Below are 25,789 nucleotides of genomic sequence, written 5' to 3'. Positions count from 1 at the left end.
GGCGCCCGACGACGACGGACCCCGTCACGTCCCCGGACGTGACGGGGTCCACGTGTGCTGTGGCGCCGCCCGCGCACGACGGTGAGACTGGCGGTGCCGCGCCCGCCGACGGGCGACACCGACCCGGGAGGCCCCTCATGCCCCAGCACCGTGCCCGCCGCGGCGCCGTCGTCCTCGCCGCGACGACGGCGGCCGTGCTCGCCCTGCCGCTCGTCGCGCTCGCCGAGCCACCCCGTGCGGCGGACCCCGGCCCCACGCTCCCCCTGGGCGCCGCGGGCCTCCCGGAGACGCGCGAGACCGAGCGGCTCGCCCCCGGCGTCACCCTCACCCGCATCGTGCGCGGGGAGACGACGGCCACCTACCCGTGGACGGTCGAGGTCTCGGTGCCGGCGGGTTCCGGCTCGCCCGACCCGGACGCCCCGCCCACCGCGCTGCGCGACCGTGCGAGCGCGCAGGAGGTCGCCGCCGAGCTCCGTGACGCCGGCCTGGACGCCCGGGTCGAGGAGGTCCGCACCGAGGCCGTCGCCGACTTCCCCGGCGGCAGCCTCGGCTGGCGGGTGCGGGTGGGCTCCTTCCCCGACCGTGCGTCCGCCGACGCCGCCCGCGAGCGCGTCATCGCCGCCGGCCACCGCGGCTCCACGCTCTCCACCGCCTGGGACGCCGACGGCGACGACGACCGCGGGCCGTGGCGCATCGACGTCCTCACCGTGGACCCCCGCCACTTCCGCGGTGAGGTCGCCGCGTCCCTCGGCCCGGACGTCGAGCAGCGGGAGACCACCTCCGAGCTCGCCGCCCTGTCCGGCGCGCTCGCCGCCGTCAACGGCGGCTTCTTCGTCCTCGACCCGCAGGCCGGCGCACCCGGCGACCCCGCCGGGGTGTCCGTCGTCGACGGCGAGCTCCTCAGCGAGCCAGTCGGTGACCGTCCCGCTCTCCTCCTCCGGCCCGACGCCCGGCGCACCGAGGTGGAGCGCCTCGACTGGGAGGGGGAGCTGCGGGCGGGCGGCACACGCCTGCCCCTCGACGGCCTCAACCGGGTCCCCGGCCTCGTCCGCAACTGCGGCGGTCTCGACGACGTCCCCACCTCCCTGCCGCTGCACGACGTCACGTGCACCGACCCCGACGAGATCGTCGTCTTCACCCCGGCCTACGCGGAGCGGACCCCCGCCGGTGACGGTGTCGAGGTGGTCCTCGACCGCAGCGGCCGGGTCACCGAGGTCCGCGACGCGCGCGGCGGGCCCGTCCCCGCCGGGGGCAGCACCGTGCAGGCCACCGGTGACCTCGTCCCCGTCCTGCGGGCGCTCGCCCCCGAGGGCACCCGTCTGGACGTGAGGACCTCCCTCACCGACGAGGACGGCCGCACCGTGCACCCGAGCCGCTACCCGTCCGTCGTCAACGGCGGCCCCGAGCTCGTCCGTGACGGTCGGCGGCACGTCACGGCCGCGGCGGACGGCATGGTGCACGCGGACAACCCGAGCTTCTACTACGGCTGGGCCCACAAGCGGAACCCGCGCACGCTGGCCGGCGTCGACGAGCGCGGCCGGCTCGTCCTCGCCACGGCGGACGGGCGCAGCACCGACGCCCTGGGCCTGTCGATCCCCGAGGCGGCGGACGTCGCCGTCGGGCTCGGTCTGCGCGAGGCGCTCAACCTCGACGGCGGAGGGTCGACGGCGATGGTGGTGGAGGACCGCCTGCTCACCGTCCCGTCCGACGCTGCCGGCGAACGCCCGGTCGGCGACGCCGTCCTCGTCCTGCCCGCTCGCCCCTGACGAGGCGCCTCCGCCCGCCCACCACGCGGGGCGGGGGCTAGACGACCGCGCGGGGTGGGGTGGTCCGGTCGGTCCAGGCCACGGACGGGGGGATGAGGAGCCCGACGGTGACCGCGACGGGGAGCACGACGAGGAGCGCGACCACCAGCCCCGGGATGACGCCGGACTGGGAGACTCCCGTCGCGAGCACGAGGAGCTGCCAGGTGACGAGGGGTGCCCTGCCCCACCGCCGGCGCTGGTACAGGGCGCGCGACGCGACGACGAGCAGGACGCACAGGCCGAGGAAGGCGAGCGCCAGCACGGCCGTGACGGCACCGCCCTCGGCGGCCCCGCCGAGCACCTCGGCGAGCATCCCCACCGCCAGCGCGGCCATCGCGCCGACCTCGACGAGGACGAGGAGGAGGGCCAGGACGAGGGGCAGCGGCGGTCGCGCGGGGCGCTCGGTGGTCACCGGGCCAGCGTACGTCGCCCCTCGCTGTGACCGACGCCGCCGTGTGACCAACACCACTCCACTTCACCTGCAGTTCACCGACCCGACCCCCTTGTCGGGCACGTCCGGGCCGTGTGAGGGTTGGAGGCAGTCACCGGCCGCGTCGGACTTCCCCCCTCGACGATCACGGCCCACCGTCGCGCCCAAGAAGGAGTTGCCATGGACTGGCGCCACACTGCTGCCTGCCTCAACGAGGACCCCGAGCTCTTCTTCCCCATCGGCAACACCGGGCCCGCTCTCCTGCAGATCGAGGAGGCCAAGGCGGTCTGCCGCCGGTGCCCCGTCGTGGACACGTGCCTCAAGTGGGCCCTGGAGAACGGTCAGGACGCCGGAGTCTGGGGCGGGCTGTCCGAGGACGAGCGCCGCGCCCTCAAGCGCCGGACTGCCCGCGCTCGTCGCGCCTCTTGAGCCACACCGCACTGCTGAGCAGGCCCCCGGCGCCCTTCGTGGCACCGGGGGCCTCCTCCGTGTCGGGCGACGGCGGGCTCTTCGGCGGGGTCACCGACTTCGCCGTCAACCTCATGGAGACCCTGGGCGGGCCGGGGGCCGCGCTGGCCATCGCGCTGGAGAACCTCTTCCCGCCGATCCCGAGCGAGGTCATCCTCCCGCTGGCCGGCTTCACCGCCAGCCAGGGCGAGCTCTCGCTCGTCGGGGTCATCCTGTGGACGATCCTCGGCTCGGTCGTGGGCGCGCTGGTCCTCTACGGCCTCGGCGCCGCGCTCGGCATCCGCCGCCTCAAGGCCATCGCCCAGCGGCTGCCGCTCGTCGACGCCGGCGACATCGACGACACCGAGCGCTGGTTCGACCGCCACGGCGCCAAGGCCGTGTTCTTCGGGCGCATGCTGCCGATCTTCCGCAGCCTCATCTCCATCCCGGCGGGCATCGAGCGCATGTCGCTGCCCGTGTTCGTCGGGCTGACGACGGCGGGCTCGGCCATCTGGAACACCGTGCTCGTCTGTGCCGGTTACCTGCTCGGCGAGAGCTGGCACGTCGTCGAGCAGTACGCCGGCATCCTCCAGTGGGTCGTCATCGCCGGTGTGGTCGGCGCGGTCGCCTGGTTCGTGTGGAGCCGCACCGGCAGCCGTGACCGCGCCCGCAGGCGGCGCCGCGAGGATCGCGCCGCGGACTAGCGGGCGTCGGCGATGTGCGCCCGGACGGCGACCTCGGTGCCGCCGCCCGGGGCGGGGCGCCAGTCGATGGTGCCCCCGAGCTCGCCGCGCACGAGCGTCGAGACGATCTGGGTCCCGAGCCCGCTGAGGACGCTGCCCTCCGCGAGCCCCGCGCCGTCGTCGCGCACGGTGACGTCGAGCTGCTCCCCCTCGCGCTGCGCGGTGACGACGACCGTGCCGCCCGTCGGCCCCAGCCCGTGCTGGACGGCGTTGGTCACGAGCTCGGTGAGGACGACGGCGAGCGCCGTGGCGTCGTCCGCCGGGACCTGACCGAAGCTGCCCTGCACCTCGGTCCGCACGTGTCCCTCCCCCGCCGCGACGTCGGCGGACAGGCGCAGCACCCGGACGAAGAGGGCGTCGAAGTCGACGATCTCGTCGATGATCTGCGACAGCATGTCGTGGACGAGCGCGATGGTCGACACGCGCCGGATCGCCTCGCCGAGCGCGTCGCGCACCTCGGCACTGCTCGAGCGGCGCGACTGCAGCCGGAGCACCGCCGCCACGGTCTGGAGGTTGTTCTTCACCCGGTGGTGGATCTCCCGGATGGTCGCGTCCTTGGTGAGGAGCTCGAGCTCCTGGCGGCGCACCTCGGTGACGTCGCGGCACAGGAGCACCGCCCCCCGCCGCTGACCGTTCTCCGTGATGGGGATGGCCCGGAAGGAGACGACGACGCCGTGCGCGTCGATCTCCGAGCGCCAGGCGGCCTTGCCGGTCATGACGACGGGCAACGACTCGTCCACCGGGCTCTCGCCGTCCAGGACGTCGGTGACGGCCTCGACGAGCACCTTGCCGGTGAGGTCGCCGATGACCCCGAGCCGGTGGAAGCACGAGAGCGCGTTGGGGCTCGCGTAGAGCACCTCACCGTCCAGCCCGAGCCGGAACAGCCCGTCCCCCACGCGCGGCGCCCCGCGCCGGGAGCCGGTGGGCGAGCCGGGCTGGGGGAACTCCCCGCGCGCGACCATCGCGCAGATCGCGTCGGCCGCCTCGACGTAGTTGAGCTCGAGCCGGCTGGAGGTGCGCGTGATGCCGAGGTTGGCCTGGCGCGAGATGACCGCGATCGTGCGGCCCTCGTGGACGACGGGCACGGCGTCCTCGCGGACCGCGTGGGAACCGATCCAGCGCGGCTCGGTGGCGCGCACGGGCACCTGGCGCTCCATCGCCTGCCGCAGCAGCCGGCGTCGCCCGGCGGGGATGAGCCGGCCGACGACGTCCTCGTAGTAGACGGTCGCGCCCGTCGAGGGGCGGCAGTGGGCGACGATGAGGAAGTCCTCCTCGCCCATGGGGATGCACAGGAGGAGGTCGGCGAAGGAGAGGTCGGAGACGACCTGCCAGTCACCGACGAGCTGGTGCAGCCGCTCGATGCTGTGCGGGTCGAGCCGTGAGCGGTCCTGAATGAGTTCGCTGAGCGTCGACACCCCGTCAGCGTATAGCCCGCCCGTGCGCCGTCGCCGGTCACCGCTAGGCTGGGACCTCCGGCGACTGAAGGAGCAACGTGCGGTTCGACGCGACGATCGACTACCCCGCCGACGTGGAGGCAGTGGCCGCGATGCTCGCCGACGAGGAGTTCGTCCGGCGCAAGATCGCCGCCACCGGAGCGCTCGACTCCACCCAGGAGGTCCTCCGCGAGGGCGAGGCCTTCACCATCACCACCCGCCGGCAGATGCCCACCGACCAGGTGCCCTCCTCCTTCCGCTCCCTCGTGGGCCAGAGCCTCGACGTGCGCCTGGTCGAGGCCTGGGAGGCCCCCCACGCCGACGGCAGCCGCGCCGGCACCCTGTCCCTCGACATCGTCGGCGCACCCGTGCGCGTCAACGGCCGCATGTCCCTGCAGCCCGGACCCGACGGCGGGACGGTGCAGTCCTTCTCGGGCGACATCACCGCCTCGATCCCGTTCTTCGGCAAGCCCATCGAGAAGGCCGCCGCCGGTGCCGTGGACCAGGTCCTCGCCGTCGAGCGCTCCATCGGGCTGGACTTCCTCGCCGGCAGGTGAGCCACCCGATCCCCTCCCCGGACCACGGTCCATGAGGGAGGATCGGGTGGTGAACGAACTCGAGGAGCTCCAGGAGGTCGCCCACCGGGTGGAGACCGCCATGTCGAGCGTCATTGCCGGCAAGGACGACGTCGTCCGGACCGTGGTCACCGTCCTGCTCGCCCAGGGCCACCTCCTCGTGGAGGACGTCCCCGGCGTGGGCAAGACCATGCTGGCCAAGGCGTTGGGACGGAGCATCGACTGCAGCGTCCAGCGCATCCAGTTCACCCCCGACCTGCTGCCCAGCGACGTCACCGGGGTGAGCGTGTTCAACCAGGACGCCCGCACCTTCGAGTTCCGGCCCGGGGCGGTGTTCGCCAACATCGTCGTCGGCGACGAGATCAACCGGGCCTCGCCCAAGACGCAGTCGGCGCTGCTCGAGGCGATGGCCGAGGGCCAGGTGACGGTCGACGCCACGACCTACCGGCTCGAGGAGCCCTTCATGGTGATGGCGACGCAGAACCCCATCGAGATGGAGGGCACCTACCCGCTGCCCGAGGCGCAGCGCGACCGCTTCATGGCACGTATCGAGATGGGGTACCCCGACCCCGCCGCCGAGCTCGACATGATCGGCGCACACTCGCGCACCGACCCGCTCGCCACCCTCCGGCCGGTCACCGACGCCCTGACCGTGGCCCGGCTCGTGGCCGCGGTACGCACGCTGTACGCGAGCCCCGCCGTCCTCCAGTACGTCGTCGACCTCGCCACCGCCTCGCGCCGCCACCCGCGCCTGCGGCTGGGCATCTCCCCGCGTGCGGCCCTGCACCTCGTGCGTGCCGCCCGCGCCCACGCGGCGCTGGACGGGCGCACCCACGTCCTGCCCGACGACGTCCAGACGCTCGCCGTCCCCGTCCTCGCCCACCGAGTCATCCTCAGCAACGACGCGCAGCTCGCCCGGGAGACGCCCGAGCAGGTCGTCGCCGGCCTCCTCTCCGAGGTGCCCGTGCCCGTGGGGGCGCGATGAGCCGACGCCCGCGTCTCACCGGCCGGGGACAGGTCTTCCTCGCGCTGGGGGTCGTCGTCGTCGCCCTCGGGACGCTGCTCGGCTACCCCGACATCACCCGGGCGGGTGTCCTCGTCACCGGGCTCCCGGTGCTCGCCGTCGTCGCGGGGTGGCGGCCGGCACCGCCCCTCACGCTCCAGCGGCTCGTCTCGCCCACCCTCGTGGCGCCCGACCAGCCCGCGCACGTCGAGCTCGTCCTGCGCGGGCGCGGCACCCGCCCCAGCCCGCTCCAGGTGGCCGAGGAGGCACTCGACCCGCTGCTCGGCACCGGCCCACGCTTCCTCCTGCCGCGCATGGACCCCGGCGAGCGCCACACGGTGCGCTACCGCGTCTCCTCGACCTCCCGCGGCGCCCACCGACTCGGGCCGCTGCACCTGGAGCGGCGCGACGCCTTCGGGATGACGACGGCGAGCGTCCACCTCCCCGGGCAGAGCCAGCTGCTCGTGCTGCCCCGCATCGAACCGCTCGGGCCCGGCCGGGTCCACGGCGGCGGCCTGGGCCGCGAGGGGCAGGTTCCTCACATGGTCGCCCTGCACGGCGAGGACGACGTGAGCATCCGCGCCTACCGTGACGGCGACGACCTGCGCCGCGTCCACTGGCCCACCACCGCCCACCGCGGTGAGCTCATGGTGCGCCAGGAGGACCGCCCCGCCCGCCGCCGCGCGGTCCTGCTCCTCGACCCCCGGGCAGGTGCCTACGGCGGCGCCGCCGAGGCCTTCGAGTGGGCGGTACGCGCTGTGGCCTCCCTCGCCGTCCACCTCACCGAGGACGGGTACGCCGTGCACGTCGTGGGCGCCGCGGAGCCGAGCCGCACCGACCTCCTCGCCGTCCTGCGGTCCCTCGCGCTCGTCGAGCCGACCGCCGACGCCCTCACCGCCTACGTCCGCGACGCGCACGCACTCACGGCGGACGGCGCCGTCGTCGTCGCGGTCGTCGCCGACCACGACCCCGAGGCCGTCCTCCCCGTCCCGGCCGTGCGCTCCCCCGGCAGCCTCGGCGTCGCGCTCGTCCTTGACACCACCTCCTTCGCCGACGACCCCGAGGTACGCGGGTGGGCCGTCCCCGGCGACGGCGAGCTCGTCCCGATCTTCACCGCGGCCGGCTGGCGCACCCGCACCGTCCGCGACGGCGACACCGTCGCCGATGTGTGGGCCGCCGCCGTCCCACCCGCCCGCGGGCGCCGTGCCGACCTGGCAGGCCTGCGGTGAACGACCCCTGGGTCACCGCCCTGCTCCGCGGCCGGTGGGTGGAGTCCGCGCTCGCCGTCACGGCGCTCGTCGCCGTGTCCTGGCCCCTGGGTGAGCTCGTCTCGACGCGGTCGTGGCTCGGACCGCTCGTCGGGGTACTCCTGCTCGTCGTCGTCGCCGGCTCGCTCGTCCGCATGGCCCGGGTGCCGGCCTGGCTCGTCCTCCTCGTCCAGGTGCTGGCACTCCTCGGCGGGCTCGCGGCCTGGGCGCAGGAACACCGGCCCACGGACGAGTCCGCGGTCGTCGCGATGAGCGCTCTCGTGCGGGAGGGCGTCGTCACCATCCAGACCTACGCCGTGCCGGCGCCCGCGACTCCCGGCCTCACCTTCGTCGTCCTCGCCTCGATCGCCGCGCTCGCCCTCGTGGTGGAGGGGCTCGGGGTCACGCTGCGCGCGGGCGCGCTCGCCGGCATCCCGCTCCTCCTCGTCTCCGCCGGTGCGGCCTCCGGCTCGGGTCAGGCGCTGGACCCGCGCTACTTCCTCGTCGGTGCGGCGGCCTGGCTCGTCCTCCTCGCCCAGCAGGGCCGGTCCCGGCTGGAGGAGTGGGACGAGGGGCGCGACGTCGACGTGAGCGTCGACCGCGTCGCCGCGGCGCAGGGCAACCACCACCGGCTCGGGGTCACGGCGCGGGTCATGGGGCTGTCGGCCCTCGTCCTCGCCGTCGTCCTCCCCGGCGTCCTGCCGCACCTGCCGCCGACCGTCCTCGTCGACGGCCGCTCGGGCGAGGGCGCGCCCGGGACGGTGAGCTTCACCGACACCCTCGACCTCAGCCAGGACCTCGCCGACCGTTCCAACGCGCCGGTCATCCGCTTCCGGACCGAGGACAGCTCCCCGCCCCCGTTGCGCGTGACCTCGACGACGCTCTACTCGGAGGGCCGGTGGACGCCGTTCGGCCCCGCGACCGTCACCCAGTACCAGGTCCCCGAGATCTTCACGGCCTCCGGCTCCGCGCTGACGGCACCCGAGCTCGAGGCGACCCCCCGCACGATGACCGTCACGCAGAACGGGCTGCGGGCCCCCCAGCTCGCGATGCCCTACCCCCCGACCGCCGTCGACCTCGGCTCCGTCGAGTGGCTGTGGACCCCCATCGGCGACAGCATGACGGTCGGAGCGGCTCCGAGCACCTACGAGGTGGACTACCTCGAGATCGGGCCGCTCACCACGCTTCCCGAGGAGATCGGGGCGCCGCCCGCCCGCCTGGTGGGACGGTACCCGGCCGACGAGCTCACCACCGAGACCGCCGACGACGGCACCGCCTTCCTCCTCGCCCCCGACGGGAACACCGTCGCGATCACCTTCTCCGACGGCCACACGCAGTGGTTCCGCACCGACGGCAGCTACGAGGTCGAGGACCCGGACGGACGCGTCCGGCTGGAGTCGCCCGTCCCGGAGCCCGAGGCCCTCACCGTCGACCCCGCGTCCCGGCCGCTCGTGGAGGAGCTCGCCGCCGAGCTCGCCGGGGACCGGACCAACCAGATCGACGTCGCCCTGGAGATGCAGCGCTACCTGCGCGGACCGGACTTCACCTACTCCCTCACCCTGGCGGACCCCGTCGCGGACGAGGACGGCCAGCCGCTCGACCCCATCTCCCACTTCCTGACGACGAAGCAGGGCTACTGCACGCAGTTCGCCACCGCGATGGTCATGCTCGCCCGTGCCCAGGACATCCCGGCCCGGCTCGCCGTCGGGTTCCTCCCCGGCTCGCGCGGCCTGGACGGCACCCGCACCGTCGTCGCCGCCGACGCCCACGCGTGGCCCGAGCTCTTCATCACCGGGCTCGGCTGGACGCGCTTCGAGCCCACGCCCGGTCAACGCAGCGGCACGGCGCCGAGCTTCGCCACCGAGGGCCAGCAGCAGGCCGTCCCCACCCCGCAGGAGGTGCCCTCGACGGAGGAGCCGAGCGTCGCCCCGGCCCTGCCCGACACCCCCGGCGGGCAGGGCGGCACGGGCGCCGAGGGCTGGTTCGAGCGCCACGCCGAGACGGTCGGGTGGACGGCGCTGGGCCTCGCCGTCGTCCTCGCCCTCGCGTCGGTCGTCCCCGTCGCCGGCCACTGGCGGCACTGGACGTCCCGGCGCCGGCACGGCCCTGCCGCGCGGATCGAGGCCGAGTGGGTCGCGCTCGTCGACGGGCTCGCCGACCTCGGTGTCGCTGCGCCGCCCGCGGCGACGCCTCGCGCCCTGCGGGACCACTACGCGCGCGAGCTCCAGCCCGACGCTCCTGCCCGTGAGGCCCTGGACCGGGCCACGGACCGGCTCGAGTCGGCCCGGTACGCCGCGCAGACCCCGGACGTGGGGACCATGCGCGAGGACGTGCGGCAGGTGATGGAGTGGCAGCGCGCCCGGGTGACCCGTCGGCGTCGCCTGCTCGCCACGCTGCTGCCCAGCAGCGGACGCGCCCAGCTCGGCTCCCTCCTGCCCGGCCGCCGAGCCCACCCCGTCGCCCCCTGACCCGTCCCGCCGGCAGCCGGAGCCCTCCACCGGAGTATCCGGGGCTCGTCCCGGGAGGCGGACCGTACGCTGCCGGTGTCGGGGGGCGGCGGGGCGTGCCACGATCGGGGGCATGACCGACACGACCACGCCGGACGAGCCGACCAGCACCCCCGAGGAGACCGTCACCCCCGCACGCGCCCTGTGGGCCGAGCGCCAGGGCGGACCGGAGTACATCGCCTACAACGGCCGTGGGGCGCAGGTGCGCATCGGCCGCGGTGACGCCGAGGGCGTCTTCTCCCCCGGGGAGCTCCTCAAGATCGCCCTCGCGGCGTGCACCGCGCTGTCCGCCGACCACGTACTGCGCAGCAGGCTCGGTGACGACTTCCCCGCCGTCGTCGGTGTCTCCTCCGTGGGCGTGGAGGACGAGAACCGTTACGGCCACCTCGACGTCGAGCTTCTCCTCGACCTCGCCGAGCTCGACGAGGAGAAGCGGGAGAAGCTCGCCGAGCGGGTCGACCGCACCTCCGGGCGCCAGTGCACGGTGGGGCGCACGATCAAGGCCGGCGCCACCTACGACGTCGCCGTCGTCCACGAGCCGCTGCGGGGGCAGGCGTGAGCCGCCGCCCCGCCACCACCCAGCGCGCCGGCGAGGTCGAGCCGGCCGCGAACGCGTTCGAGCGCCGGGTCGAGAAGGCCCTGGCGAGCGGGGCCGGCCGGTCCCGAGCCCTCGCCGAGAAGGTGGCCGCCGCCCACCCCGGGGCCTCGCCGGCCGACGTCGTCGCCCTTCTCGAGCGGCGCTACCGACGCCGGGTGAGCGTGCTCAGCGCCGCCGTCGGCCTCACCGCGGCGGTGCCGGGGGTGGGCACGGGAGTGGCCGCCCTCCTCACCACCGTGAACCTCGGCAGCTTCCTGCGCGCCAGCACGACCTTCGTCGGCGCGGTCGCCCACGTGCACGGCGTGGACGTCGAGGACGTCGCCCGCCGGCGCACCCTGCTGCTCGCCGCGCTCCTCGGTGAGGACGGCGCCCGGGCCCTGCGGGGCGAGCTCGGCGTCAGCACCCTCTACTGGGGCCGCGGGCTGCTCACCCGGCTGCCCCTCGGCACGGTGCGCGCCGTCAACAGGGGGCTCTCCCGCCGCCTCGTGCGCACCGTCGCCGCCAAGGGCGGGGCGATGATGCTCGGGCGCCTCGCGCCCTTCGGGATCGGTGCCGTCGTCGGGTGGTTCCTCGGTCGCCGGCTCGCCGGCCAGGTGGTCGCCGGGGCTCGTGACGCCTTCGGCACGGCACCCGCAGCGTGACGTCGTCCCAGGTGGGTGCCTAGTTGAGCGGAGGGCACTCAACTCTTCGCCCTGGGCGAACGACGCTGGCACTCTCACCCTCCGAGTGCCAAAATCGGCGGTAGCGGCGCCCGGTCGGATCGGGCGCCTGACCGAGAAGGAGGTACCCCTGATGGCTCACTTCACCGACCCGTTCCACGAGATGGACCGCGTGTTCAACACGGTGCTGCGCCAGGCCCCCGCGGCCACGGCGATGCCGCTGGACCTCTACCGGCGCGGTGAGACCTTCGTCGCCCAGATCGATCTGCCGGGTGTCGACCCGTCGACGATTGACATCGACGTCGAGGACCGCACGCTCACCGTCCGCGCCGAGCGCACCAGCATCGACGGCCAGGACATCCAGTGGCTCTCGCACGAGCGTCCCACCGGCACCTTCGCGCGACAGCTCGCGCTGGGCACCGGGCTCGCCGTCGACCGCATCGACGCCGACTACGCCGACGGCGTGCTCACCCTGACGATCCCGGTGGCCGAGGAGGCCAAGCCCCGCAAGATCCAGGTGGCGCACACGCCGCGCACCATCGAGCAGAGCGAGCAGGAGCCGGCCAACGCCTGACGGCTCGAGCCGGACTCACAGGGCCGTCGTCCGAGTCGGACGGCGGCCCTTCGGCTTACCATGGCGCCGTGACCACACCGCTCGTCCCGACGCCCTACGAGGACCTCCTGCGGCACGTGCTCGAGCACGGCACGGCGAAGTCCGACCGCACCGGGACCGGCACGCGCAGCGTGTTCGGCCACCAGATGCGCTTCGACCTGCGCGCCGGCTTCCCGCTCGTCACGACCAAGCGGGTCTTCCTCCGCGGTGTGGTCGAGGAGCTGCTGTGGTTCCTGCGCGGGGAGCACAACGCCCGCCCTCTCCAGGACAGGGGCGTCCACATCTGGGACGAGTGGGCGGCCGACGACGGTGAGCTCGGCCCGATCTACGGCTACCAGTGGCGTTCGTGGCCCACCCCGGACGGCGGGCACGTCGACCAGCTCTCCGGGGTGCTCGAGACGCTGCGCAACAACCCGGACTCGCGCCGGATGATCGTCTCGGCGTGGAACGTCGCCGACCTCGACGCGATGGCGCTGGCCCCCTGCCACGCCTTCTTCCAGTTCTACGTCGCCGACGGGCGCCTGTCCCTCCAGCTCTACCAGCGCTCGGCGGACCTCTTCCTCGGTGTGCCGTTCAACATCGCCTCCTACGCCCTGCTCACCCACATGGTCGCCCAGCAGGTGGGCCTGGAGGTCGGGGACTTCGTGTGGACCGGCGGGGACTGCCACGTCTACGACAACCACGTCGAGCAGGTCCGTGAGCAGCTCTCCCGCGAGCCCTACCCGCTGCCCCGCCTCGAGCTGCGCAAGGCACCCTCCCTGTTCGACTACACCGACGAGGACGTCGTCGTCCACGGTTACCAGCACCACCCCGCGATCAAGGCGCCGGTGGCGGTATGACCCTCGGGATGATCTGGGCACAGGCCCACGAGCGCGTCATCGGCCGCGACAACGACCTCCCGTGGCACCTGCCCGAGGACCTGCGCCACTTCCGCAACACGACCGCCGGTGACGCCGTCGTCATGGGCCGTCGGCAGTGGGAGTCGCTGCCGGAGAAGATCCGCCCGCTGCCGGGGCGACGCAACGTCGTCCTCACCCGCAACCCCGAGTTCGAGGCGCCGGGCGCCGAGGTGGTCGGCGACCTCGCGGCGGCCCTCGCGCTCGTCGCGGACGAGGACGCGTGGATCTGCGGCGGCGCCCAGGTCTACGAGGCGGCCATCGCGCACGCCGACCTCCTCGTCGTCACCGAGATCGACCACGCGGTCGAGGGCGACACCTACGCGCCGCCGATCGGACCGGAGTGGCAGGTCGTCGAGGAGGACCCCGACGACGGCGGCTGGCACGTCGCTGAGAACGGCATGCGCTTCCGGATCCTCACCTACCGGCGCGGCTGAGCTCAGCCCGGCCCCATCCGCGGGAACCGCTCGAGGGAGAAGACGAACTCGAGCGGGACGTCGAAGTACGCGGCGATCCGCAGGGCGAGGTGCAGGCTCGGGGCGTACTCGCCGCGCTCGAGGTACCCGACCGTCTGGTAGTGGACGCCCAGCGCATCGGCGAGCTCGCGGCGGGTGACGCCGCGGTCGACGCGGAGGGTGGCGATGCGGTTGTGGACGCTGTCCGGGATCTTCGGTTCAGACACGCTGCAGCTGCTTCTCCCGCCCGGCGGCGACGACGGAGCCCGACTCGCGCCGGGCCATCCGACGCAGGAGCACGGGGGCGAGCAGGACGCCGACGAGCGCCCACAGACCGAGGACGCCGAGGGCCTCCACGGTGCGCCACGTCTCGCCGATCTCGACGGCGACGACACTCTCGGGCAGGACCGCACGGCGCATGAGGTGCCCCATCCAGTACATCGGGGTGAGCTGGCCGACCACCTGCGCCCACCCGGGGAGCTGGGCGGCGGGGACGAAGACGCCGGAGACGAAGACGAGCCCGCCCATGACGAGCATCCCCCAGCCGCCGACCGCCCGCGGACTGCGGAACACCGACCCGACGGCGAAGCCGATCGGCAGGCAGGCGGCCAGGCCGAGCACGAGCGCAGCGGCCAGGAGGAGGACGTCGGCGGGTCCGGTGGCGGACCACAGACGTGGGACGACGAGGGTCGCCGGGACGGTGAGGATGAGGACGTTGAAGGCCACCTCGAGGCTGGAGCGGACGCTCTGCCCGGTGACGTACCCGCGCATCCCGTGGGGGACGGACTTGGCGCGCAGCAGCGTGCCGTCCTCGCGCTCCGCGGCCACGAGCGTCGCCAGCCCGTAGGAGGCGGAGAACATCGTCGTGAAGGCGAGGACGCCGGGAAGGATGAGGAGTGCGAGCGAGATGCCGGTGCCCTCGACCTCGTTGGCGCGGTTGAGCCACATGACGACGAGGAAGATGCCCGTCCCGAGGACGTAGTACGTGAGGTCCTCGGGGGCGCGCATGGCGTTGCGGAACTCGATCCACCCGCGGCGCGCACCCGCGCGGACGGCGTTGGTCGTGGGGTTCATCGGGTGTCCTTCCCGGGGACGGCGCTCGGGCCGGGGACGGCGGCCCCGTGGCGCTGCGGCCCGTCGCTGCGCGCGACCATCGCGAGGTAGGTGTCCTCCAGCGTGGTGCGGCGGACCTCGAGGTCGCTGACCTCCTCACCCAACCGGGCGAGCAGGTCGCGGACGAACGCCGTGCCGTCGGACGTCGCGTGGACGTGCCGCTCGCCGTCCGCGGCCCAGCGCACCTCGGTGCGTCCGGCGACCTGCCGGGCGAGCTGCTCCGCGCTGCCGTCGGCGACGATCCGCCCGCCGTCGAGGATGAGGATGCGGTCAGCGAGCTTCTCGGCCTCGCCGAGGTCGTGGGTGGTGAGGAGGATCGTCGTGTCCTCCAGGTCGCTGAGCCGGTGGATGAGGTCGTGGAAGTCGCGGCGGGCCACGGGGTCGAACCCCGCCGTCGGCTCGTCGAGGAAGAGGAGCCGGGGCCGGCCGACGATCCCGATCGCCACGTCCAGCCGGCGACGCTGGCCGCCGGAGAGCTTCTTGACCTGCTGGTCGGCACGCTCGGTGAGGCCCACCCGCTCGAGGAGCTCCGCCGTCGGGTAGGGCCGCGGACGCCCCGAGGTGGAGTTGGGCCGGTAGTAGGAGCCGAACTGCTCGACCAGCTCCCGCACGGTCCACCGGCCGTGGTCGCGCCAGGACTGGAGTACCACCCCGACGTCGGCGCGCCACGCCTCGTCCCCGCGCACGGGGTCCTGCCCGAGCACCCGGACCTTCCCCCCGGACGGGAGCCGGAAGCCCTCGAGGATCTCGATCGTCGTCGTCTTGCCCGCGCCGTTGGGTCCGAGCAGCACGACGACCTCGCCGCGGTCGACACGGAAGGTCACGCCGTCGAGGACGTCCGTGGTCCCGTAACGCATGCGCACGTCCGTCGCCTCGATGACGGTGGACCGGTTGCTGCCCACACCCCACCTCCCGTCGTAGTGGTGGGTCGAAATGTAGCAGGACTGCTACATGCTTGGGAAGGCCTCGGCCGGCGGGACGGCACTCACGGCTACCTGCCGGTGCGGAAGCGCAGGGCGAAGGGACTCAGCGAGCCGGGGACGGGCCCGTCCGGGTCCAGCGCGCCGCCCTCGACGACGTACTCGCGCTCGGCGAGGAGGCGCCCGAGCACCGTGCTGGCGAGGAGCAGGACGACGTTGCGCCCCGGGCACATCGCCGGCCCGCCGCTGAAGGGGACGAGCGGCCAGTCCTCATCGGTGCGTTCGCGCGACCACAGCTCGGGCGCGAAGCGGTGCGCCTCGGGCACGTGGCGGTCGTCGCGGTGGAAGAACGGCGCGAAGATGACGACGGAGGAGCCCGCGGCCAGCGTGCCGCGCGCCCACTCGGTGTCCTCGGTGGTGTCCCGCAGGATGAGCGGCGTGGTCGGCCACAGCCGCAGGGACTCCAGCACGCTGGCCCGCAGGTAGGGCAGGTCCGGGAGGCGGTCGAGCTCCGCACGCGCACGGGCCGCGGCTCCCGGCATCGTGGAGAGCAGCGCGAGCGCGCGGAAGGAGGCCCAGGCGCCGGCGTCCGCGGCGAAGAGCCACTGCGGCACCTGCTGGTGGGGCTCGGTGCCGGGACGGGCCGGAGTCGTGGCCGTCATCTCCGCGAGGCTGCCGGGCTCCGCGCGGTCGACGTACTCGCGGACGCGGCGTAGGAACCGGCGCGTGCGAGCCGTGCGCCGGGGCTTGAGGTAGGACCAGTTCGCGTCCTTGCGGAGCCGCAGGAGGTCGTCGGTGACCTGCTCGTCGTCGCGGGCGCTGTCTCCCAGGACGACCCGGCGCACGATCCGCCACCACGCGCGGGAGAAGGAGTCCCAGGTGAGCTCGCCGGCGACGTCGACGTGCCCGAGGAGCGCCTCGACCTCCTCGGTGACCACCGCGGCCATGTGCTCACCGTGGTCGTGGACGGGCCGTCCGGCCTGCAGCACCTGCTCGTTGAAGGGCCGGCGGTGGGTGCGCTCCTCCGGGCTGGAGACGAGCACTCCCTCGGGCTGGAAGTGGCCCAGGGCGCCGCGCTTCTCACGGCTCGCCGGGCTGAAGGGCTGCGGGGAGCCGTTGAGCACACGGTGGACGTCGCCCGGGTCCAGGACCAGCGCCATCCCCCGTCCCGGCAGCACCTGGACGGGACCGGCGCCGTAGCGGTCCCGCAGCCGCTGCATCTCCCTGACGGCCCGGCTGTCGAGGTCGAGCCGCTGGGCCACCCCCATGACTCGCGGGCGGCGGGCGATCGCGCCGCCGGCCGCCATCGGCAGCAGGACGTTGAGCAGGGCACGGGCGGCGTCGGGCGGGGACATGGTGGGCGACTTCGTCACGGTTCGATCTCCTCGATGGTGGTTCGTCTGTCTCCCGCGGCCGCGTGCCGTCGGCCGCCCCAGCCCCCGGTCACCCGGGCGGGGCGCTGCGCGTCGCGGCAGGTGGGTGCGGGTGACGAGGACGGCCCCCGTCGTCTCGTCGGTGCCGGCGCGGCCCGGTGCTGGGCCCGCCGGTGACGACGGTGACGCGATCGTGGACTCGCACGGCACCCTCCGGGCGTCGGTGGCACGGTCTCCACCCAGTACACCCCGGCCGGTCCACCCGCGCACGAGGGGCAGAGCCCGCTCAGGCCGGCACGCCGACCCTCCGCAGCACGGCGCCGGCGACGGCGTCCGGGCTCAGCTCCGGCAGCCAGTGCCCTCCCGGCAGCGGGAGGAACTCGTACTCGGCGTCCACGTAGTCCCCCGTGAGCTCGGCGGCGCGGCGGCCGAGGTAGGGGTCCTGCTCGCCCCACACGTACGTCGTCGGGACCCGGACGCGGCCGGCACCCTCGCGGCTGAGCGGCACGCCGCGGTACCAGTTGAGGGCGCCGCGCGCGGCTCCCGGCTCGCGCATCCGCACCTGGTAGTGCCGCGCCTGCTCCGGTGGCAGACCGGCCGAGACGAGGAGCCGCTCGAGGCGGCGGCGCAGCACCCGCTCGGGCAGGCCGGGCAGCTGGAAGGCGGCCATGTAGGCGGAGCGCAGCGCCTGGTCCGAGCGAGGCAGCGCCGCCGTCAGCGCCGCGGGGTGCGGGGTGGAGACGACGGTCAGCGACGCCACCCGGTCCGGGTGCCGCGACCCCGCCACCCACGCGACCGCGCCGCCCCAGTCGTGCCCGACGACGTGGGCCCGGTCCACCCCCGCGGCGTCGAGCACCGCGAGGACGTCCGCGACGAGGAACTCCAGCCGGTAGGCCCCCCGCGGCGCCGGCCGGGCGCCCGGGGAGTAGCCGCGCTGGTCCATCGTGAGCGTGCGCAGGCCGGCCGCGTGGAGACGCGGCACGACGTGCCGCCAGCTCGTCGCGTCCTGCGGGAAGCCGTGCAGGAGCAGGACCGCCGGGCCGCTGCCCTCGTCGCGCACGTCGAAGGTGAGGCGGCCCCTGCGCACGCGTCGCTCCATGTTCCCCACGCTAGGGGACGGCGGCCGATACGGTGAGGCCATGAGCGGGCGGGAGGCGACGGCGCAGCGCCGTGCCCCCGGGGCCGCTCGGCCGCTGCTGCTCCCCCTGCTCGTGGCCGTCGTCGCGCTCGCCGTCGTCGCGGGGGCCGCACTGGCCGGGCCGTGGCACGTCGCGCCGCGCGAGGTCCAGCCCGCCCCGGCTCCGGTGGAGCAGGAGACGCGCCCGACGGCGGAGGAGGTCGAGGAGGAGCCACCCCCGCAGGCCGGCGAGCGGGGCATCCCCGTGACCCTCGTCCTCGCGGTCCTCGGCGGCCTCCTCCTCGCGCTCCTCCTCCGCGCCCTCCTCCGCCGGGCGACGCTGGCCCGCGGCACGACCGCCGCGGCCCACGAACCGGCCCTCGGCACCGCTGTCGCACCCGTGGCCGCCGAGCCGGAGCCGGACCTGCCGGCCCTGCGCCGCGGCGTCGTCGCCGCGCGCGCCGTGCTCGCCTCCGGCGGGGAGCCCGGCGACGCCGTCATCGCCGCCTGGCTCGAGCTCGAGGCGGCCGCGGCCAGCTCGGGGGTGGAGCGCGCACCGTCGGACACCCCCACCGAGCTCACCACCGCCGTGCTCGACGCCACCAGCGCCGACGCCGGCGCGACCCGGGGCCTCCTGCGGCTGTACCACCGCGCCCGCTTCGCCCCGCACTCGGTCCTCACCGCCGAGGACGTCACCGAGGCCGGCCGCTGCCTCGAGCTCCTCGCCGCCTCCTGGGAGGAGCGGTGAGCGGGGCCCGGGCCGCCGGCGCGGTCCTCGCGGTCGCCGCCGTCGCCGCCGCCCTGTGGGGCATCGGCCTCGACGGCGTCAACGTCGCCCTCGCGGCCGCGGCCACCGCCGTCGCCGCGGCGGTCGTGGGGCACCGCGACCTCGGCCGCGATCACGCCCTGCCACAGCTGCCGGGCGAGCGGCGCGGCGGCCACCGCCACGAGGTCTCCCAGCTGTCCTGGTCACTCACCGACCGGGACGGACGCATCGGCGAGCGCGGGCTACGCCAGCTGCGGGAGGTCGCCGCCGGCCGCCTCGCCCTCGCCGGGATCGACCCCGCGGACGACGACGCCGTGCGCGCCCACCTCGGCGAGCGCGCGTGGCGCACCCTGCGCGCCACGACGCCCCAGCCCGTGCGGGCCCTGGACGCCTGCCTCACCGCCCTCGAGACCCGGAGCCCCCGTGACTGAGTCCACCACCCTCTCCCCCGCCCCGCTGCCCGTCGCCGAGGTGGCCACCCTGGGCGGTGAGGTGCTGCGCGAGGTCGGCACCGCCGTCGTCGGCATGGCCCAGCCCCTGCGCCTGGCGCTGGCGGCGGTGCTCGCGGGTGGGCACGTGCTCTTCGAGGACGTGCCGGGGCTGGGCAAGACGCTGGCGGCCCGGTCCCTGGCGACGGCGCTGGGCCTGGACTTCCGGCGGCTGCAGTGCACGCCGGACCTGCTGCCGGCCGACATCACCGGCTCCTACGTCTACGACCCCGCGACGGCGGGCTTCACCTTTCGTCCCGGCCCCGTCTTCACCGGGCTGTTCCTCGCGGACGAGATCAACCGGACCGCGCCCAAGACGCAGTCCGCGCTCCTCGAGGCGATGGCCGAGCGGCAGGTGTCGGTCGAGGGGACGAGCTTCCCGCTGCCCGAGCCCTTCCACGTCATGGCCACGTCCAACCCCGTCGAGTACGAGGGCACCTACCCGCTGCCCGAGGCCCAGCTCGACCGGTTCATGGTGCGCCTGGCCGTCGGGTACCCGAGCGCGGCGGCCGAGGAGGACGTCCTGCACCGGCGGCTGGGGCGGCGCCGCGAGCGCGCGGACGTGCGCGAGGTCGTCACGCCCGACCAGCTGCTCGCCATGCAGGCGGGCGTCGAGGCCGTCGCCGTCGAGCCCGACGTCGTCGCCTACTGCGTCGCCCTGGCGGCGGCCACCCGCACGCACAGCGCCGTGGAGGTCGGCGCCTCCCCGCGCGGCTCGCAGGCGCTGCTCCTCGTGGGGCGGGCGCTGGCCGTGCTCGACGGCCGCGACTTCGTCCTCCCGGAGGACGTCAAGGCGGTGGCCGTGCCCGCCCTCGCGCACCGGCTCACCCTCACCGCGGCGGCGTGGGCGGGCGGCACCCCGCCGAGCAGCGTCGTCACGACGCTGCTGTCCTCGGTCCCCGGCCCGGCCAGCACCCGGTGACCGGCCGCTGGGCGCCGCTCACCCATCTCACCGCCGCGCTCGTCCTCGGGGCGGGGGCGCTCACCGCGGGTGCCCTCGGCGGCCGGGCGGACGTCGCGGCACTCGGCGTGGCCCCGCTCCTCACCGCCGTGTGGGCCTGGAGCCGCCGTCCCCGCGGCCCGCTCGCGGTCGAGGTGCGGGCCCCTCGACAGCTCACCGCGAGCGCGGAGCTGCGGGCCCCGGCGCTCCTGCGTGGCCCGGAGGGGGCCGTCGCGGTGCGGCTGCGGGCCTCGAGCCCGGGCACCGAGCCCGACGAGTGCCTCGTGCGGCTCCCTCCCGGCGGGACCCGCGAGGTCACGCTCGCGACGACGAGCGTACGCACCGGGGAGAACCAGCTCTTCCGCCTCGACGCCGCCGGCCTCGGCGGTGCGCACCTCACGACGGGTGACGTCGTCACGGTCGGCCCGACCCCCGTCCTCGTCCTGCCCGGCCAGCGCCCCCTCGACCGGCTGCCTCTCCCGCCTCGTCTGCAGGGGCTCGTCGGCCCGCACGCCGCCCGTCGCATCGGGGACGGCGAGGAGCTCCACGACGTCAACCTCTTCACCACGGGCGACCGGCTGCGCCGGATCGACTGGCGCACCAGCGCCCGTCGGGGCGTGCAGGACGGCCGGCTGCAGGACCTGTACGTGCGCCGCACGCAGTCGACGGCGGAGGCGACCGTCGTCCTCGTCATCGACTCGCGCGACGACGTCGGGCCGGACGTCGCCACCTGGGCCGGCGGCCGGGAGGTGCTCACGAGCGACGTCACCTCCCTCGACATCGCCCGGGAGGCCGCCGCCTCCCTCGCGCGGGTCTACCTCGGACAGGGCGACCGCGTGGGCCTGGAGGACCTCGGCCTGCGCCGGCGGCCCGTGCGCCCCGGGGGCGGGCGCCGGCACCTCGAGCGGGTCGTGCGGCGGCTGGCACTGTCGGCCCCCGAGGGCACACCCCGCCCGCGCGTCCGCCCCCCGCAGGTACCGTCCGGTGCGCTCGTCGTCGTGCTGTCGACCTTCCTCGACGACGAGGCGGCGACGATGGCGCTGACGTGGCGCCACGCCGGCCACCGGGTGGTCGCCGTCGACGTGCTGCCCCCGGTGCGGGGCGCCGAGATGTCGGTGCGGCTGCTCATGGCCTACCGGATGGTGTCGCTGCAGCGGCAGGACCGGCTCACGAGGCTCCGCCGCGGCGGTGTGGAGGTGGTGCGCTGGGCGGCGGACGGGCCGCCGCCCGCCGGCGGGCGCGCCGAGCTCGCCACCCTCGCCCGGCGCCGTCACGGGGCGCCGCGATGAGCGCGCTGCGGCGGCTGCTCGAGCGCATGCACGCGGTCCTCCCCCGGCCCGACGGCGCGCTCACCGTGGGCCCGCGGCGCGCACCCCGGCGCCCGCGGACGGCCCTGCGGACCGGCCCCACCGCGCCCGCGCTCGTCCTGCGCGCCGTGCTGCTCACGCTCGTCGTCGGGGCCGGGGCCGTCGTCGCCACCAGCCCGGCGCAGCTGGCGGTCGCGGTGGTGCTCGGCGTCGTCGTGACCGTCCGTCCGCACGCCGCGTTCCTGGCGATCACGGCGGCGCTGCTGGTCGGGATGCTCGCGCTCTCCCCCGGCCCGTGGTGGTCGCTGGCGCTCCTCGCGCTGCTCACCCACGCGGTCCTGCGTGTCGGTGCGCTCGCCGACGCCGTCGCGTGGCGCGGGCGGGTCGAGGTCGCGGTGCTGCGCGACGCGCTGCCCGGCTTCCTCGCCGTCCAGGCGGTCGCGCAGGCCGCCGTCGTGGTCGCCGTCCTGCTCGACGGCGCCGCGCCCGTCCCGTGGCTGGCGGTCCTCGCCGTCGGCGCGCTGGCTCCCCTCCTCTGGCTCCTCGTCGGCGACCTCCGCTCGTAGCGTCGCCTGCGCCGTCACGTCACGCGCTCGAGGCGGGCGTCCGCCGTGAGCCGGACGACGGCGTCGAGGCCGAGCCGCTCGAGGAAGGCGCTGTCGTGGCTGACGACGAGGAGCCCGCCCCGGTAGGCGTCCAGGGCGGCGACGAGCTGGTCGACGGTCGGGTTGTCGAGGTCGTTCGTCGGCTCGTCGAGGACGAGCAGCTCGGGCGGCGGGTCGCTGAGGAGCACCCGCGCGAGCGCGACCCGGAAGCGCTCACCGCCGGACAGCGTCGCGACGGCGCGGTCGACCATGTCCCCGCGCACGAGCAGCCGCGCGAGCCGGTTGCGCACCTCCCCGGGCGCCAGCCGCGGCGACGCGGCGCGCACGGTGTCGAGGACGGTGGCGCCGTCGTCGAGCTCGGTCCGCTGGGGCAGGTAGCCGACGCGCACCGCGAGGGTGGGGAGGAGCGCGCGGAGCAGCGTCGTCTTGCCCACGCCGTTCGCCCCCACGAGGGCGATCCGCTCGGTGCCCTGGAGGACGACGGCGCGCCCGTCGCTGCTCGGCAGGACCGCCAGCCGACGACCCCGCGGCACCTGCGGGTCGGGCAGGTCCACGCGCACGACGTCGTCGTCCCGGACGGCGGCCCCGGCGACCTCGACGGCGGCGCGGGCGGAGGCGAGGCGGGCGTCGGCCGCGGTCCGCCGCTCGCCCTGGGACCGCTCGGCGGCGTTGCGTCGGGCCCCCAGGACGATCGGCGGGTACTTGCCGTCCGCGCGGTCCTTGCGGCCCTGCCGCCGGCTGTGCGCCATGCGCTCCTCCGCGCGGGCCCGCTCGCGCTGCTCCCGGCGCAGGGTCTGCTCGGCGGCCCGCAGTCTCTGCCGGGCGGCCTCCTCCTGGGTGGCGAGCCACGCCCGGTACGCGCTGTAGGGACCGCCGAAGGTGACGACCTCCCCGGACCGCAGCTCCGCGGTGGTGCCCATGAGGTCGAGGAGCGTGAGGTCGTGACTCACGACGACGAGCGTCCCGCGCCACCCGCGCACGACCTCGTAGACCTGCTCGCGGGCGTCGGTGTCGAGGTTGTTCGTGGGCTCGTCGAGGAGGGCGACGTCGGCCGCGCGCAGCCGCACGCCGGCGAGCGCCGCGAGGACGGCCTCCCCGCCGGACAGCGCGGTGGCACGGCGGTCCAGGTCCACGGGCAGGGCGAGGGAGGCGAGCGCCGCGGTGGCCCGCTCCTCGACGTCCCAGTCCGTGCCGACGGCATCGAAGTCGGCGGGCTCGGTCGACCCGGCCTCGATCGCGCGCAGGGCCCGCAGAGCGGTGCCCACGCCCAGGAGGTCGGCGAGCGTCGCGTCCGGCGCCGCGGTGAGCCGCTGCGGCAGGTGGTCGACAGCACCCCGGACGGAGACCGTGCCACGGGTGGGGACGAGGTCGCCGGCGATCAGCCGCAGGAGGGTGGACTTGCCCGCGCCGTTGGCGCCGACGAGCCCGGTGCTCCCGCGGCCGAACGCGCCGCTCACGCGGTCGAGGGCCGGGGTGCCGTCGGGCCAGGAGAAGGACAGGTCGTGGAGGACGACGGAGGACGAGGGACCGGGCACGTGGGACCTTCCGGGGCGGCGGGACGTCGCGCAGCACCCGTGCGGGCGTCAGCGCGCTGGGGCGGCGCTCCGCAGGTCTGTCATCGCTCGTCCTCTGCCGTCCGTCCCTCACACTCGCGGGGGGTCCGCGGGGACGTCTCACAGCCTGCGCCCGACCGACGACGCGAGGCAACGGAATAACGGCCCCCTTGCCAACACCTATCGATTGTCGATAGTTTCCCATCGTCGCTCGATCACAGGAGGTTCCGATGGACCGGTACGTCATCCGCGTGCTCCAGCTCGTCATCGCGGTCGCGCTCGTCGGGTCCGTCGTCGTCCAGGCGGTCCTGCTGCCGCTGCTCTGGGTCGACACGGACGGGCTCGCCACCGGACCACGCGTGGCGCTCACCGCGAGCTTCTTCCTCGGTGTGGTGTGCCTCCAGGTCATCGCGGTGTGCATCCTGCGCCTGCTCGGGATGGTGCGCAGGGGCACGGTGTTCTCCAGCGCCGCGTTCCGCTACGTCGACGTCGTCATCGGCGCCATCGCGACGGGCGCGGTGCTCGTCCTCGCCGTCGCCGTCGTCTCGGTCGTCCTCAACCGCACGACGGCGGGGGACGTCGTCCCACCCGGCATCGTCGGCCTCCTGTGCGGCACCGCGCTCGTCGTCGCCGGTGTGGCGCTCGTCGTCTACGTCATGCGGACGCTGCTCGTCCAGGCGGTCGAGACCGCCACCCGCGCCGAGCACCTGCGCTCCGAGCTCGACGAGGTGATCTGATGCCCATCGTCGTCGACATCGATGTCATGCTCGCCCGCCGGAAGATGTCGGTGGGGACGCTCGCCGAGCGGGTGGGCATCACGCCGGCCAACCTCGCGGTGCTCAAGAACGGCCGCGCCAAGGCCGTCCGCTTCACCACCCTCGAGGCCCTGTGCGAGGCGCTCGACTGCCAGCCCGGCGACCTGCTGCGCTGGGAGCCCGACGGGACGGCACCGTGAGCGGCCCGGGCGGACACGCCGCCGACGTCCTCGTCGTCGGCGCGGGACTGGCCGGCCTCCATGTGGCCACGCTGCTCGCCGGGCGCGGCCACGCGGTGAGCGTCGTCGACAAGCGCACCGACCTCGGCCGCTCGGTCCGGACGACCGGCATCTTTGTGCGCCGCACCCTCGACGACTTCGCGCTCCCGGCGGACCGCCTCGGCCCACCCATCCGGCGGGTGGCGCTCTACCCACCGAGCCTGCGGCGGCCCGTCGTCCTCGTCAGCGACCGCGACGAGTTCCGGGTCGGGGACATGCCCGGGCTCTACGCCGCCTTCACCGACCGGGCTCGCGCGGCGGGCGCCCGGGTGCTCCTCGGCACCCGCTACGCGGGGTACGCCGACGGCGCCGCGCAGCTCGTGGGCACCGACGGAGCACCGTCCGTGATCCGGCCCCGGTTCGTCGTCGGCGCCGACGGCGCCCGCTCCCGGGTGGCGCGTGACCTGGGCCTGGACCGCAACAGGCGTCTCCTCGTCGGCGCGGAGGAGGTGGTCCCGAGCGCCGGTACCGACGTGCCGACCTTCCACTGCGTCCTGCACCCGCGGCTCGCCCCGGGGTACCTCGGCTGGGTGGTCGACGACGGCGAGCACGTCCACCTCGGCACGGCCGGCTACGCCGCCCGCTACCCCGAGGGCGTGTGGCGGGCGGTGCGGGAGCTCGCCGCGCTGGCGCCGGGCGTACCGCCCCGCCCGGCCGCCGTCGAGCGGCGCGGCGGGCCCATTCCCGTCGGTGGTCTGCTACGACGCATCAGCTCCCCGCGCGGGCTGCTCGTCGGGGACGCCGCGGGGGCCGTGTCCCCTCTGACCGCCGGCGGCCTGGACCCGTGCCTGCGCCTGTCCGAGCACGCCGCGGACGCCCTCGACGAGGCCTTGACGAGCGGCGACACCGGAGCCCTGCGCTCGTACGACGGAGCGGCCCTGCGCCGGCGCTTCCGCGGACGGGTGGCGATGCGGCGCACCATGGGCCTCGTGCGCTCCCCGGCGGCCATGGAGGTGGCGTTCGCGGGCCTGCGCACCGTGCCGGGACGGCAGGCGGCACGGAGCATCTTCTTCGCGGACCGGTCCTTCCCCCTGCCCGCCCCGGCGTGAGTCGCGCCCGTCCGCGAACCGCGCCACGACGGCCGGATGCCGTGCCGTAGTGTCCCGTTCGTGGATGCGCTCAAGCGGAACAACGTCAGGGTGAGCGGCTCGGCCGAGGGACCC

At 75.3% G+C, this 25,789-nt stretch carries 28 protein-coding genes; 20 read left to right on the top strand and 8 right to left on the bottom strand.

Going from position 1 to position 25,789, the window contains the following annotated elements; all coding sequences use genetic code 11:
• Positions 1–137 precede the first annotated feature (137 nt).
• On the top strand, positions 138–1,766 hold the full coding sequence (locus GD632_RS14815) for a phosphodiester glycosidase family protein (RefSeq protein WP_152192987.1): 1,629 nt from the start codon (positions 138–140) through the stop codon (positions 1,764–1,766).
• Positions 1,767–1,803: 37 nt separating this feature from the next.
• Here the strand turns inward: GD632_RS14815 and GD632_RS14810 are convergent, their stop codons facing one another.
• Positions 1,804–2,217: a hypothetical protein gene (locus GD632_RS14810; RefSeq protein WP_152192986.1), complete on the bottom strand. Its 414-nt coding sequence runs from the start codon at positions 2,215–2,217 to the stop codon at positions 1,804–1,806.
• Between the two features lie 198 nt (positions 2,218–2,415).
• Between GD632_RS14810 and GD632_RS14805 the strand changes: the two genes are divergently transcribed.
• Positions 2,416–2,664 carry a WhiB family transcriptional regulator gene (locus GD632_RS14805; RefSeq protein WP_152192985.1) on the top strand — a complete coding sequence of 83 codons (249 nt, stop codon included), beginning with the start codon at positions 2,416–2,418 and terminating at the stop codon, positions 2,662–2,664.
• The gene (locus GD632_RS14800; protein WP_319633122.1) at positions 2,661–3,386 is read left to right on the top strand and encodes a DedA family protein; all 726 of its coding nucleotides are present in this window, start codon (positions 2,661–2,663) and stop codon (positions 3,384–3,386) included. Before GD632_RS14805 ends, GD632_RS14800 begins: the two co-directional genes overlap by 4 nt.
• On the opposite strand, the gene GD632_RS14795 is transcribed toward GD632_RS14800, so the two are convergent.
• Entirely contained in the window at positions 3,383–4,840 is a 1,458-nt protein-coding gene (locus GD632_RS14795) for a sensor histidine kinase (protein WP_152192984.1), read from the bottom strand. The genes GD632_RS14800 and GD632_RS14795 overlap by 4 nt on opposite strands.
• 77 nt (positions 4,841–4,917) lie before the next feature.
• Between GD632_RS14795 and GD632_RS14790 the strand changes: the two genes are divergently transcribed.
• The 9 genes from GD632_RS14790 to GD632_RS14750 all read left to right on the top strand — a co-directional run bounded on the left by GD632_RS14790 (position 4,918) and on the right by GD632_RS14750 (position 13,393).
• Complete coding sequence (locus GD632_RS14790; RefSeq protein WP_226924905.1) at positions 4,918–5,415, top strand: DUF2505 domain-containing protein; 498 nt, start codon at positions 4,918–4,920, stop codon at positions 5,413–5,415.
• 31 nt (positions 5,416–5,446) lie between these two features.
• Positions 5,447–6,418, top strand: a complete 972-nt coding sequence (locus GD632_RS14785; protein WP_152192983.1) for an AAA family ATPase — start codon at positions 5,447–5,449, stop codon at positions 6,416–6,418.
• Positions 6,415–7,665, top strand: a complete 1,251-nt coding sequence (locus GD632_RS14780; protein ID WP_152192982.1) for a DUF58 domain-containing protein — start codon at positions 6,415–6,417, stop codon at positions 7,663–7,665. Before GD632_RS14785 ends, GD632_RS14780 begins: the two co-directional genes overlap by 4 nt.
• Positions 7,662–10,151, top strand: a complete 2,490-nt coding sequence (locus tag GD632_RS14775; protein WP_152192981.1) for a transglutaminase family protein — start codon at positions 7,662–7,664, stop codon at positions 10,149–10,151. The genes GD632_RS14780 and GD632_RS14775 overlap by 4 nt, the downstream gene beginning before the upstream one ends.
• A 112-nt stretch (positions 10,152–10,263) precedes the next feature.
• Positions 10,264–10,749 (top strand): OsmC family protein, encoded by a 486-nt coding sequence (locus GD632_RS14770; protein ID WP_152192980.1) that lies wholly within the window; start codon positions 10,264–10,266, stop codon positions 10,747–10,749.
• Positions 10,746–11,429: a hypothetical protein gene (locus tag GD632_RS14765; protein WP_152192979.1), complete on the top strand. Its 684-nt coding sequence runs from the start codon at positions 10,746–10,748 to the stop codon at positions 11,427–11,429. The genes GD632_RS14770 and GD632_RS14765 overlap by 4 nt, the downstream gene beginning before the upstream one ends.
• A gap of 151 nt (positions 11,430–11,580) precedes the next feature.
• Positions 11,581–12,021 carry an Hsp20/alpha crystallin family protein gene (locus tag GD632_RS14760; protein WP_152192978.1) on the top strand — a complete coding sequence of 147 codons (441 nt, stop codon included), beginning with the start codon at positions 11,581–11,583 and terminating at the stop codon, positions 12,019–12,021.
• Positions 12,022–12,089: 68 nt separating this feature from the next.
• Positions 12,090–12,899, top strand: a complete 810-nt coding sequence (locus GD632_RS14755) for a thymidylate synthase (RefSeq protein ID WP_152192977.1) — start codon at positions 12,090–12,092, stop codon at positions 12,897–12,899.
• An 8-nt stretch (positions 12,900–12,907) separates the two neighbouring features.
• The gene (locus tag GD632_RS14750) at positions 12,908–13,393 is read left to right on the top strand and encodes a dihydrofolate reductase (RefSeq protein WP_319633121.1); all 486 of its coding nucleotides are present in this window, start codon (positions 12,908–12,910) and stop codon (positions 13,391–13,393) included.
• A gap of 2 nt (positions 13,394–13,395) precedes the next feature.
• Here GD632_RS14750 and GD632_RS14745 read toward each other — a convergent pair whose 3' ends face one another.
• The 5 genes from GD632_RS14745 to GD632_RS14725 all read right to left on the bottom strand — a co-directional run bounded on the left by GD632_RS14745 (position 13,396) and on the right by GD632_RS14725 (position 17,916).
• Positions 13,396–13,623, bottom strand: coding sequence for a helix-turn-helix transcriptional regulator (locus GD632_RS14745; RefSeq protein ID WP_152193003.1), 228 nt, complete (start codon positions 13,621–13,623; stop codon positions 13,396–13,398).
• 7 nt (positions 13,624–13,630) lie between these two features.
• Positions 13,631–14,485 carry an ABC transporter permease gene (locus GD632_RS14740; protein ID WP_152192975.1) on the bottom strand — a complete coding sequence of 285 codons (855 nt, stop codon included), beginning with the start codon at positions 14,483–14,485 and terminating at the stop codon, positions 13,631–13,633.
• Positions 14,482–15,381 (bottom strand): ABC transporter ATP-binding protein, encoded by a 900-nt coding sequence (locus GD632_RS14735; RefSeq protein WP_152193002.1) that lies wholly within the window; start codon positions 15,379–15,381, stop codon positions 14,482–14,484. The genes GD632_RS14740 and GD632_RS14735 overlap by 4 nt, the downstream gene beginning before the upstream one ends.
• 134 nt (positions 15,382–15,515) lie before the next feature.
• A complete protein-coding gene (locus GD632_RS14730; protein WP_226924902.1) occupies positions 15,516–16,817 on the bottom strand; it encodes a cytochrome P450 in 1,302 nt (433 codons plus the stop codon).
• A gap of 286 nt (positions 16,818–17,103) precedes the next feature.
• Positions 17,104–17,916: an alpha/beta fold hydrolase gene (locus GD632_RS14725; RefSeq protein WP_152192974.1), complete on the bottom strand. Its 813-nt coding sequence runs from the start codon at positions 17,914–17,916 to the stop codon at positions 17,104–17,106.
• A 40-nt stretch (positions 17,917–17,956) separates the two neighbouring features.
• Between GD632_RS14725 and GD632_RS14720 the strand changes: the two genes are divergently transcribed.
• From GD632_RS14720 to GD632_RS14700, 5 genes are read left to right on the top strand one after another with little or no spacing between them, the layout of a single operon-like run.
• Positions 17,957–18,682, top strand: coding sequence for a DUF4129 domain-containing protein (locus GD632_RS14720; protein ID WP_152192973.1), 726 nt, complete (start codon positions 17,957–17,959; stop codon positions 18,680–18,682).
• Complete coding sequence (locus GD632_RS14715) at positions 18,679–19,131, top strand: hypothetical protein (protein WP_152192972.1); 453 nt, start codon at positions 18,679–18,681, stop codon at positions 19,129–19,131. Before GD632_RS14720 ends, GD632_RS14715 begins: the two co-directional genes overlap by 4 nt.
• The gene (locus GD632_RS14710) at positions 19,124–20,110 is read left to right on the top strand and encodes an AAA family ATPase (RefSeq protein ID WP_152192971.1); all 987 of its coding nucleotides are present in this window, start codon (positions 19,124–19,126) and stop codon (positions 20,108–20,110) included. The genes GD632_RS14715 and GD632_RS14710 overlap by 8 nt, the downstream gene beginning before the upstream one ends.
• Positions 20,032–21,417, top strand: coding sequence for a DUF58 domain-containing protein (locus tag GD632_RS14705; RefSeq protein ID WP_193311502.1), 1,386 nt, complete (start codon positions 20,032–20,034; stop codon positions 21,415–21,417). The genes GD632_RS14710 and GD632_RS14705 overlap by 79 nt, the downstream gene beginning before the upstream one ends.
• On the top strand, positions 21,414–22,001 hold the full coding sequence (locus tag GD632_RS14700; protein ID WP_152192969.1) for a hypothetical protein: 588 nt from the start codon (positions 21,414–21,416) through the stop codon (positions 21,999–22,001). The genes GD632_RS14705 and GD632_RS14700 overlap by 4 nt, the downstream gene beginning before the upstream one ends.
• A 14-nt stretch (positions 22,002–22,015) precedes the next feature.
• Here GD632_RS14700 and GD632_RS14695 read toward each other — a convergent pair whose 3' ends face one another.
• On the bottom strand, positions 22,016–23,575 hold the full coding sequence (locus tag GD632_RS14695; protein ID WP_152192968.1) for an ATP-binding cassette domain-containing protein: 1,560 nt from the start codon (positions 23,573–23,575) through the stop codon (positions 22,016–22,018).
• A gap of 248 nt (positions 23,576–23,823) precedes the next feature.
• Here GD632_RS14695 and GD632_RS14690 point away from each other — a divergent pair, with 248 nt between their 5' ends.
• Genes GD632_RS14690 through GD632_RS14680 form a run of 3 tightly spaced genes read left to right on the top strand, consistent with a single transcriptional unit; the run spans position 23,824 to position 25,675 of the window.
• Entirely contained in the window at positions 23,824–24,330 is a 507-nt protein-coding gene (locus GD632_RS14690; RefSeq protein WP_152192967.1) for a DUF2975 domain-containing protein, read from the top strand.
• Positions 24,330–24,548 (top strand): helix-turn-helix domain-containing protein, encoded by a 219-nt coding sequence (locus GD632_RS14685; protein ID WP_152192966.1) that lies wholly within the window; start codon positions 24,330–24,332, stop codon positions 24,546–24,548. Before GD632_RS14690 ends, GD632_RS14685 begins: the two co-directional genes overlap by 1 nt.
• Positions 24,545–25,675 carry an NAD(P)/FAD-dependent oxidoreductase gene (locus GD632_RS14680; RefSeq protein ID WP_152192965.1) on the top strand — a complete coding sequence of 377 codons (1,131 nt, stop codon included), beginning with the start codon at positions 24,545–24,547 and terminating at the stop codon, positions 25,673–25,675. The genes GD632_RS14685 and GD632_RS14680 overlap by 4 nt, the downstream gene beginning before the upstream one ends.
• Positions 25,676–25,789 lie beyond the last annotated feature (114 nt).

Source organism: Georgenia satyanarayanai (assembly GCF_009193135.1).
GTDB lineage: Bacteria > Actinomycetota > Actinomycetes > Actinomycetales > Actinomycetaceae > Oceanitalea > Oceanitalea satyanarayanai.
This window is presented reverse-complemented; position numbering and strand designations above follow the sequence as displayed.

Coding starts and splice junctions, on each gene's coding strand:
- GD632_RS14815 (WP_152192987.1), top strand. CDS start 138: ATGCCCCAGCACCGTGCCCGCCGCGGCGCCGTCGTCCTCGCCGCGACG.
- GD632_RS14805 (WP_152192985.1), top strand. CDS start 2,416: ATGGACTGGCGCCACACTGCTGCCTGCCTCAACGAGGACCCCGAGCTC.
- GD632_RS14785 (WP_152192983.1), top strand. CDS start 5,447: ATGAGGGAGGATCGGGTGGTGAACGAACTCGAGGAGCTCCAGGAGGTC.
- GD632_RS14780 (WP_152192982.1), top strand. CDS start 6,415: ATGAGCCGACGCCCGCGTCTCACCGGCCGGGGACAGGTCTTCCTCGCG.
- GD632_RS14770 (WP_152192980.1), top strand. CDS start 10,264: ATGACCGACACGACCACGCCGGACGAGCCGACCAGCACCCCCGAGGAG.
- GD632_RS14760 (WP_152192978.1), top strand. CDS start 11,581: ATGGCTCACTTCACCGACCCGTTCCACGAGATGGACCGCGTGTTCAAC.
- GD632_RS14750 (WP_319633121.1), top strand. CDS start 12,908: ATGATCTGGGCACAGGCCCACGAGCGCGTCATCGGCCGCGACAACGAC.
- GD632_RS14740 (WP_152192975.1), bottom strand. CDS start 14,485: ATGAACCCCACGACCAACGCCGTCCGCGCGGGTGCGCGCCGCGGGTGG.
- GD632_RS14735 (WP_152193002.1), bottom strand. CDS start 15,381: ATGCGTTACGGGACCACGGACGTCCTCGACGGCGTGACCTTCCGTGTC.
- GD632_RS14725 (WP_152192974.1), bottom strand. CDS start 17,916: ATGGAGCGACGCGTGCGCAGGGGCCGCCTCACCTTCGACGTGCGCGAC.
- GD632_RS14720 (WP_152192973.1), top strand. CDS start 17,957: ATGAGCGGGCGGGAGGCGACGGCGCAGCGCCGTGCCCCCGGGGCCGCT.
- GD632_RS14700 (WP_152192969.1), top strand. CDS start 21,414: ATGAGCGCGCTGCGGCGGCTGCTCGAGCGCATGCACGCGGTCCTCCCC.
- GD632_RS14690 (WP_152192967.1), top strand. CDS start 23,824: ATGGACCGGTACGTCATCCGCGTGCTCCAGCTCGTCATCGCGGTCGCG.
- GD632_RS14685 (WP_152192966.1), top strand. CDS start 24,330: ATGCCCATCGTCGTCGACATCGATGTCATGCTCGCCCGCCGGAAGATG.